The 8,231-nt window shown below is 74.4% G+C and carries 7 protein-coding genes and 1 pseudogene; all 8 read right to left on the reverse strand.

Annotated elements, in window-relative coordinates; genetic code table 11:
• Positions 1-1,251, reverse strand: a 1,251-nt coding sequence (locus AB0K09_RS25140) for an NADH-quinone oxidoreductase subunit N (RefSeq protein ID WP_366067647.1), incomplete at its 3' end; no start/stop codon positions are given.
• Positions 1,251-2,813 (reverse strand): NADH-quinone oxidoreductase subunit M, encoded by a 1,563-nt coding sequence (locus AB0K09_RS25145; RefSeq protein WP_366067653.1) that lies wholly within the window; start codon positions 2,811-2,813, stop codon positions 1,251-1,253. The genes AB0K09_RS25145 and AB0K09_RS25140, both read right to left, overlap by 1 nt.
• A gap of 17 nt (positions 2,814-2,830) precedes the next feature.
• Positions 2,831-4,822, reverse strand: a complete 1,992-nt coding sequence (locus tag AB0K09_RS25150) for an NADH-quinone oxidoreductase subunit L (protein WP_366067648.1) — start codon at positions 4,820-4,822, stop codon at positions 2,831-2,833.
• Complete coding sequence (gene nuoK / locus AB0K09_RS25155) at positions 4,819-5,178, reverse strand: NADH-quinone oxidoreductase subunit NuoK (RefSeq protein WP_366067649.1); 360 nt, start codon at positions 5,176-5,178, stop codon at positions 4,819-4,821. The genes AB0K09_RS25150 and nuoK overlap by 4 nt, the downstream gene beginning before the upstream one ends.
• Positions 5,178-5,747, reverse strand: coding sequence for an NADH-quinone oxidoreductase subunit J (locus AB0K09_RS25160; RefSeq protein WP_366067651.1), 570 nt, complete (start codon positions 5,745-5,747; stop codon positions 5,178-5,180). Before AB0K09_RS25160 ends, nuoK begins: the two co-directional genes overlap by 1 nt.
• Positions 5,744-6,247 carry an NADH-quinone oxidoreductase subunit I gene (locus tag AB0K09_RS25165; protein ID WP_366067654.1) on the reverse strand — a complete coding sequence of 168 codons (504 nt, stop codon included), beginning with the start codon at positions 6,245-6,247 and terminating at the stop codon, positions 5,744-5,746. Before AB0K09_RS25165 ends, AB0K09_RS25160 begins: the two co-directional genes overlap by 4 nt.
• Before the next feature lie 53 nt (positions 6,248-6,300).
• The gene (locus tag AB0K09_RS25170; protein WP_366067652.1) at positions 6,301-7,269 is read right to left on the reverse strand and encodes a complex I subunit 1 family protein; all 969 of its coding nucleotides are present in this window, start codon (positions 7,267-7,269) and stop codon (positions 6,301-6,303) included.
• Positions 7,266-8,231: pseudogene (locus AB0K09_RS25175) on the reverse strand (NADH-quinone oxidoreductase subunit C); the annotation flags it as partial. The pseudogene AB0K09_RS25175 and the gene AB0K09_RS25170, both read right to left, overlap by 4 nt.

An 8,231-nucleotide genomic window follows, 5' to 3' on the forward strand; every position in this document is an offset into this window, starting at 1 on the left:
GCTGCGCACCGACACCTCGGGCGACCCGACGTTCCGGGAGCTGCTGGCCCGGGTCCGGGAGACCGACCTGGCCGCGTGGAGGCCGCGGTAGTCGGCCAGGCGGTTGTCCGGGCTGGTCCGGGCGACGAGCGCGGCGACCGCGAAGGCGCCGAGGTTCACGGCGGCGTACATCAGCGCGTAGGCGACGGTGGAGCCGACGGCGTGCGCCGGGTCGTGGGCGTAGCCGGCGGCCGCGACGGGCACGAGCAGATAGCCCGCCTGGCCGACGGAGGACCAGGCGAGGAGGCGTACGGCGCTGTGGGCGCGGTCCGGGCGCTGGCGGAGGGCGGCGACGTTGCCGGCGGTCATGGTGAGCGCGGCGAGGACGGCCAGCGCGGGGCCCCAGACGTCGGCGTAGGACGGGAAGGCGACGACCGTCACGAGGATGAGGCCGGTGAAGCCGACCGCCTTGCCGATGACCGACAGATAGGCGGCGATCGGCAGCGGCGCGCCGACGTAGGTGTCGGGCACCCAGAAGTGGAAGGGGACGGCGGCCGTCTTGAAGGCGAAGCCGACGAGGGTGAGGGCGACGCCGGTCTTCGCCAGGACGGCGAGCTGCGCGGGCACGTGGCCGAGCGCGGTCGCGACCTGGGTCAGGTGGAGGGTGCCGGTGGCGGCGTAGACGAAGCTGACGCCGAGGAGGGTGACGGCCGTCGCGGTGACGGACGACAGGAAGAACTTCAGCGCCGCCTCGGAGGAGCGTGCGTCGCCGCGGCGAAGGCCGACGAGGGCGAAGGCGGGCAGCGAGGCGACCTCCAGGGCCACGACGAGGGTGGCGAGGTCGCGGGAGGCGGGCAGCAGGGCGGCGCCGGCGGCGGAGGAGAGCAGCAGGAACCAGTACTCGCCGGCCGGCAGCCTCATGTCCTCCACGGCGTGCAGGGACAGCAGCGCGGTGAGCAGGGCGCCGCCGATGACGAGGAACTGGATGACGAGCGTGAAGCGGTCGGCGGTGTAGCTGCACGCGTGTGTGCCGCTGGTGAGGCAGAAGGTGGAGCGGTCGCCGTGCAGCAGCGGCAGGAGTGCGAGGCCGGCCAGGAGCAGGCCGCCGACGGCCGTCCGGCCGAGGAGCGGCTTGCGGGCCTCGGGCAGGAAGAGGTCGGCGACGAGGATTACCAGGGCGACGAGCGCGGTGATCGTGGGCGGGGCGATCGCGAGCCAGTCGACGGACTGGACCAGGGCCCCTCCGGCGAGGGGTCCGGCGAGGGAGTCCATCACTTGCCTCCTCGGAGGAGCTGCTGAACGGCCGGGTCGGTGAGGCCGAGGAGGGCCGCGGGCCAGAGTCCGGCGAGAACGGTGAGGGCCACGAGCGGGGTCCAGGCGGCGAACTCGTACGAGCGGACGTCCGGGAGGGCGGGGGCGTGCACCGGGGCGCTCTCCTCGCCGTCGCCGCCCATGCACACGCGCCGCACGACGACCAGCAGGTAGGCGGCCGTCAGCAGGGTGCCGAGGCCGGCCAGGGCCATGAAGGTCAGGTAGGCGGGGCGGCTGAGCCCGTCGGCGGGGCGGAAGGAGCCGAACATGGCGAGCATCTCGCCCCAGAAGCCGGCCAGGCCGGGCAGGCCGAGGGAGGCGACGGCGCCGAAGGCGAGCAGCCCGCCGAGGCGCGGGGCGCGGCCGTAGAGGGCGGCGCCGGTGCGTCCGGCGAGGCTGTCGAGGTCGGTGGTGCCGTAGCGGTCCTTGACGGCGCCGACGAGGAAGAAGAGCAGGCCGGTGATGAGGCCGTGCGCGATGTTCGCGAACAGCGCGCCGTTGACGCCCGTCGGGGTGAGGGTGGCGATGCCGAGCAGCACGAAGCCCATGTGGCCGACGGAGGAGTACGCGATGAGCCGCTTGAGGTCGCCCCGGGCGCCCCGGCGGGCGAGGGCGAGGCAGACCAGGGAGCCGTAGACGATGCCGACGGCCGCGAAGGCGGCGAGGTAGGGCGCGAAGGAGTGGGCGCCGTCGGGGGTGATCGGCAGGACGATGCGGACGAACCCGTAGGTGCCCATCTTGAGCAGTACGCCGGCGAGCAGCACCGAGCCGACGGTGGGGGCGGCGGTGTGGGCGTCGGGGAGCCAGCTGTGCAGCGGCCACATGGGGGCCTTGACGGCGAGTCCGAGGCCGATGGCGACGACGGCGACGATCTGCGTGGTGTGGCTGAGCCCCGCGCCCTTGGCGCCGGCCAGCGCCACCATGTCGAAGGTGCCGCCCTTGATGCCGATGAGGAGGAGGCCGAGCAGCATCACCACGGAGCCGAGCAGCGTGTAGAGGATGAACCGCCAGGCGGCGCGCTCCCTGCCGGCACCGCCCCAGCGGGCGATGAGGAAGTACATCGGGACGAGCACCGTCTCGAAGGCCAGGAAGAACAGCAGCAGGTCGAGGACGGCGAAGGACGCGAGGGTGCCGGACTCCAGGACGAGGACCAGCGCGACGAACGCCTTGGGGGACGGGCCGTCGGGCCGGCGGAAGTAGCTGTAGAGCGCGCAGAGGAAGGTCAGCAGCGCGGTCAGGACGAGGAGGGGCAGCGAGACGCCGTCCACGCCGAGGTGGATCCGGGCGCCGATGGCGGGGATCCAGCCAATGTCGGTGGTCGCCTGCATGCGGGCCGGGTGGTCGTGGTCGAAGCCGGCGGCGAGGGCGACGGACAGCGCGAGGACGACGCCGGTGACGGTGACGCCGTGGCGCAGCACGGCCTGGTCGGGGCCGCGGCCCTTCAGCCCGGGCGGGGCGGGCAGCAGGGCGGCGACGGCTCCGAGGAGGGGGAGCAGGACGATCGCAGCGAGGAGGGACTGCATGACGGCATGACTCACGGTCAGGCTCCCGTGGCTACGAGGACGGCGGCGACGGCCAGGACGACGGAGCCGGCGACCAGCGCGCCGAGGTAGGTCTGCACGTTGCCGGTCTGGGCCCGGCGGACGGCGGCGCCGAGCAGACCGGGGGCGGTGGCGGCGGCGCGGACGTACGTGTCGACGACCTCCCGGTCCAGGAAACGGGCGAGGCCGGCGGCCGCGCGCACGGGCCGTACGAAGAGGGCGGCGTAGACGGCGTCGAGGTGGAAGCCGGTGGCCGCGTGCCGGTGGAGGGGGCCGAGCAGGGTCCGGCCGGGGTCGGCGGGGTCGGTGGCGCCGGCGATGTGGCCGTAGGCGGCCACGTGGCTGGCGATGGCCTCGGCCTCGGAGACGGCGGGGGCCGCCTCCGGGTCGGCGGCGACGGCGCCCATGGGCGTGCGGGCGGCGAGCGCGTGCGTGCGGCGCCAGGCGGCGTAGACGGCGAGGGCACCGGCGAGGGCGCAGCCGGTGGAGATCACCGAGGTGGTCGCGGTCGGTGTGAGGGAGCGGCCGTCGAACCAGTGCGGCAGCTTCCAGGCGGCCAGGCCGAGCGCGGCCGTGGGGACGAAGAGCACCCACAGCACGGCGTTCATGGCGAGCGGCTCGCGGCCGTGGCCGGTGGCCTCGGGGCCGCTGCCGCGGAAGGCGAGCAGCCACAGGCGCGTGGCGTAGGCGGCGGTGAGGACGGCGGTGAGCAGGCCGGCGACGAGGACGGTCCAGCCGATCGCGGAGGGGATGCCGGCCGCGTGCCCGCCGGCGGCGTGCTCGGCGGCGCCGAGGACGGCTTCCTTGGAGAAGAAGCCGCTGAAGGGCGGGACGGCGGCGAGGGCGAGGAGGGCGACGGTCATCGTCCAGAACGCGTCCGGGATGCGCCCCGCGAGCCCGCCCATGCGGGCGGTCGCGGCGAGCGAGTTCGTGCCGGCGGCGTGGATGACGACACCCGCCGCGAGGAAGAGCAGGGCCTTGAACGCGCCGTGCGAGATGAGGTGGAAGACGGCGGCGCCCCGGTTGCCGACGGCGAGGGCGCCGGTCATGTAGCCGAGCTGGCCGACCGTCGAGTAGGCGAGGACGCGCTTGATGTCGTCCTGGGCCAGCGCCGCCAGGGCCGAGCCGACCATGGTGATCGCGGCCATCGCCGCGAGCACGGCCAGGGCCGCGGTGGAGGCGGTGAAGACGGGCAGCAGGCGGGCGACGAGGTAGACGCCGGCCGCGACCATCGTCGCGGCGTGGATCAGCGCGGAGACGGGCGTGGGGCCGGCCATCGCGTCGGGCAGCCAGGTGTGCAGCGGGAACTGCGCGGACTTGCCCGCCACGCCGGCCAGGAGCAGCAGCGCGACGAGGGTGGGGTGCGCGAGCTGCCCGGAGACGGCCGCGGTCAGGATGCCGTTGATCCGGAACGTCCCGGCATCGGCGGCGAGCGCGAAGACGCCGATCAGGAAGGGCACGTCGCCGAGCTTGGTGACCAGGAACGCCTTGAGCGAGGCGGCGCGGGCGGCCTCGGTCTCCCAGTAGTGGCCGACGAGGAAGTACGAGCAGATGCCCATGATCTCCCAGCCGACCAGCAGCACCATGAGGTCGCCGGAGTAGACGACGAGCAGCATGGCGGAGGTGAAGAGGGAGACCAGCGCGGCGTAGGAGGGGTAGCGCGGGTCGTCGCGCAGATAGGCCGTCGAGTACAGCTGGACGCAGGACGCGACGACGCCGACCAGCACGGCGACGAGGACGGCGAAGCCGTCCAGGTGCAGGGCGAGGTCGATGGGCACGGACCCGGTCGGGGTGAGCCGGGTGGCGGCGTCGATGGCCGCGCCGCCGCCCTGCCGCCAGGCGACGACCACGGTCAGCACGGCGGCCGCCACGGTCGGCAGCACGGCCAGCGGCCGGGTCAGGCCGGGCGCGCGCCGACCGGTCAGCAGGCCGGCGAGGGCGCCGAGGAACGGCAGGAGCGGGGCGAGGACGGCGGTGGTCGTGGTGCTCACGCGGCGGCCTCTGCCTTCTCCTCGCGGTCGGCGGGTGGGGTTGCCGGCTCGTCCTCGCGCAGGTCGCGGAGCCGGTCGACGTCGGCGGTGCCGCGGTTGCGGTAGACGAGCAGGACGATCGCCAGGCCGATGCCGATCTCGGCGGCGGCGACGGCGATGACGAACAGGGTGAGCGCCTGGCCGGCGTGGAGCGTGTCGCGCAGCCACACGTCGAAGGCGACCAGGTTGAGGTTGACGGCGTTGAGCATCAGCTCGACGGACATCAGGACCAGGATGGCGTTGCGCCGGGCCAGCACGCCGTACAGGCCGGTGCAGAACAGCAGGGCGGCGAGGACGGCCGGACAGACGAGATGCATCAGCGCTTCTCCTCGCTTCCCTGCTTGCTTCCGCGCTTGCGGGACAGGACGATCGCGCCGACGAGCGCGGCGAGCAGCAGCACGGACAGCGCCTCGAAGGGCAGCACCCAGTGCCGGAAGAGGATCTCGCCGGAGACCTTCGTGGACCCCTGGGGGGCGCCGCGCAGATCGATCCAGGTGGTGCGGAAGGCGTCCACGACCACCCATACCAGCGCGGCGGCCGCCGCGACGGCGACCGCGAGGGCGGCCGGGCGGTTGCCCGAGTCGGCGTCCGGGGAGCGGCCGATGGGCGCCTTGGTGAGCATCAGCCCGAAGAGCAGCAGGACGACCACCGAGCCGACGTAGATCAGCACCTGCACCCAGGCGATGAACTCCGCCGTCAGCAGCAGGTACTCCACGGCCAGCCCGCCGAGCGCGACGACCAGCCAGAGGGCGGCGTGCACCAGCCGGCGGGTGGTGACGGTGACGATCGCCGCGCCGAGGGTGACGACGCCGGTGAGGAGGAAGAGGATCTCGACGCCGGAGGTGGAGAGGAACCCGTGCGCCTGGGCGGCGGCGAGCGCGCTCACGCGTCTCCCTCCTGCTGCTGTCGTTCCTGTGCTTGCTGGGCGGCGAGCTTCTCGGCCGTCTTGCGGGCCGCCGCGATCTCCTTCGGCTCCTCGGCCGCCGGGTCGAGCGCCGGCGGCTCGGGCACGGTCCACATCCACTCGCGGAGCTTGTCCCGCTCGTGGACGAGGTCCTGGATGTCCGTCTCGGCGTACTCGAACTCCGGCGACCAGAACAGCGCGTCGAAGGGGCAGACCTCGATGCAGATGCCGCAGTACATGCACAGCGAGAAGTCGATGGCGAACCGGTCGAGCACATTGCGGCTGCGCTCGCGGCCGCCGGGGGCGGCCGGGGGCATCGTCTCCTTGTGGGAGTCGATGTAGATGCACCAGTCGGGGCACTCGCGGGCGCACAGCATGCAGACCGTGCAGTTCTCCTCGAACAGCCCGATGACGCCGCGCGTGCGCGGGGCGAGCTCGGGCTGCACGTCGGGGTACTGGGCGGTCACCGAGCGCCGGGTCATCGTGCGGAGGGTGACGGCCAGGCCCTTGGCGAGGCCGGATCCGGGGATCGCCACTACTGCGTCACCACCTTGACGACACCGGTCAGCGCGATCTGCGCCAGCGCGAGCGGAATGAGGACGGTCCAGGCGAACTTCTGCAGCTGGTCCTCGCGGAGCCGCGGGTAGCTCACCCGCAGCCAGATGACGACGAAGGCCAGGACCGCGGTCTTGAGCAGCGTCCACAGCCAGCCGAGTCCGTCGGCCCCGAAGGGACCGTGCCAGCCGCCGAGGAACAGAACGGTCGTAAGCCCGCAGAGCACGACGATACCGGCGTACTCGGACAGCAGGAACAGCGCGAAGCGCAGTCCCGTGTACTCGGTGTACGCACCGAAGATGATCTCCGAGTCGGCGACCGGCATGTCGAACGGCGGCCGCTGGAGCTCGGCGAGCCCGGCGGTGAAGAAGACGAAGCCGCCGACGATCTGCCAGGGCACCCACCACCAGTGGAAGGCGTCCACGATGCCGGGCAGCGAGACCGTGCCCGCCGCCATCGCGACGGACGCCGCCGCGAGCAGCATCGGCAGCTCGTACGCCAGCAGCTGCGCGGCGGTACGCAGACCGCCGAGCAGCGAGAACTTGTTCGCCGAGGCCCAGCCGGCCATCAGGGAGCCGAGCACGCCGACGCCCATCACGGCGAGCACGAAGAAGATCCCCGCGTCCACCGCCTGCCCGACGGCGTTCCCGGGGCCGATGGGGATCGCGACGAGCACCAGCAGATACGGCAGCAGCGCCACGGCCGGCGCCAGCTGGAAGATCCGCCGGTCCGCCCCGGCGGGCACGACGTCCTCCTTCTGCGCGAACTTCACACCGTCCGCGACGAGCTGGGCCCACCCGTGGAACCCACCGGCGTACATGGGCCCGAGGCGGCCCTGCATATGGGCCATCACCTTGTGCTCGGTCTGCCCGACGGCCAGCGGCAGCACCAGGAACGCGGCGAAGACGGCGAGCAGGCGCAGGACGACGTCGAGAGTGCCGCTGCTCATGCGGGTTCGCCTCCGGCGGGGGTGTCGTGGTCGTTCGGGGTGCCCCCGTCGGCCTCTCCGGCTTCCCGGGGCTGCCGCCCCGGCCCGGCGTCACGGCCGGCCCGGTCGCCGTCGGCCTCGGGCCGACCCGCCGGCTCGACGCTCCCGGGCGCGGACTCGGCCGGTCCTTCACCGGCCTCGGGCCGTGCTGCGGGCTCGCGCGTCGGGCCGTACGCCCGGCGGGGCTCGCGCCCCGGCCCGGCGTCACGGCCGGCACCAGCGCCGTCGGCCTCGGACCGACCCGCCGGCTCGGCCGCCAGGGCAGCGGCGGGGCCGCCGCGCGACGCGCTGGACGCGGACGCGCCCGTTGCCTCGCCGGCCTCGGGCCGGGGGCCCGGCTCGGCGGGCGAGGCAGCGCCCTGGGTCGCACCGGCGCCTGCCTCGCGGGCCGCCGGCTTGTCCTGGGCCGCGCCGGCGGAGGGCTCCGCCTGCGCGGGAGCCTCGGTGGCAGCGCCGGCAGGACCGTCACCGTGCGGCTTCGTCGCGCCGGCCTGCGGCTCGGCGCTCTCGGGCGCGGCGGCTTCGCCGCTCGGCTGGGCCGGCGGCTCGGGGGTCTTGTCGTCCGGCTCGTCGAAGGCCGGGCGGGCGTGGTGCCACGGGGCGTCCGAGGAGCGCGGGGCCGGACCGGTGCGGCGCTCCCGGGGCGCTGCGGGCTGCTGGCTCGCGGAGCCGTCACTCGCGGAGCGCGTACGGCGCGGAGTCGCGGCACCCCCGCCGGAGGCGATCTGGCTCGCAGAGCCCTCGCTCGCGGAGCGCGTACGGCGCGGAGACGGCGCGGCCTCGCCGGAGGCGGCCTGGCTCGCAGAGCCCTCGCTCGCGGAGCGCGCGCGGCGCGGAGACGGCGCGGCCTCGCCGGAGGCGGCCTGGCTCGCAGAGCCCTCGCTCGCGGAGCGCGCGCGGCGCGGAGACGGCGCGGCCTCGCC

It is taken from the genome of Streptomyces sp. NPDC049577, from assembly GCF_040675635.1.
Lineage (GTDB): Bacteria > Actinomycetota > Actinomycetes > Streptomycetales > Streptomycetaceae > Streptomyces.

Coding starts and splice junctions, on each gene's coding strand:
- AB0K09_RS25170 (WP_366067652.1), bottom strand. CDS start 7,269: ATGAGCAGCGGCACTCTCGACGTCGTCCTGCGCCTGCTCGCCGTCTTC.
- nuoK (WP_366067649.1), bottom strand. CDS start 5,178: ATGCATCTCGTCTGTCCGGCCGTCCTCGCCGCCCTGCTGTTCTGCACC.
- AB0K09_RS25165 (WP_366067654.1), bottom strand. CDS start 6,247: ATGACCCGGCGCTCGGTGACCGCCCAGTACCCCGACGTGCAGCCCGAG.
- AB0K09_RS25145 (WP_366067653.1), bottom strand. CDS start 2,813: ATGCAGTCCCTCCTCGCTGCGATCGTCCTGCTCCCCCTCCTCGGAGCC.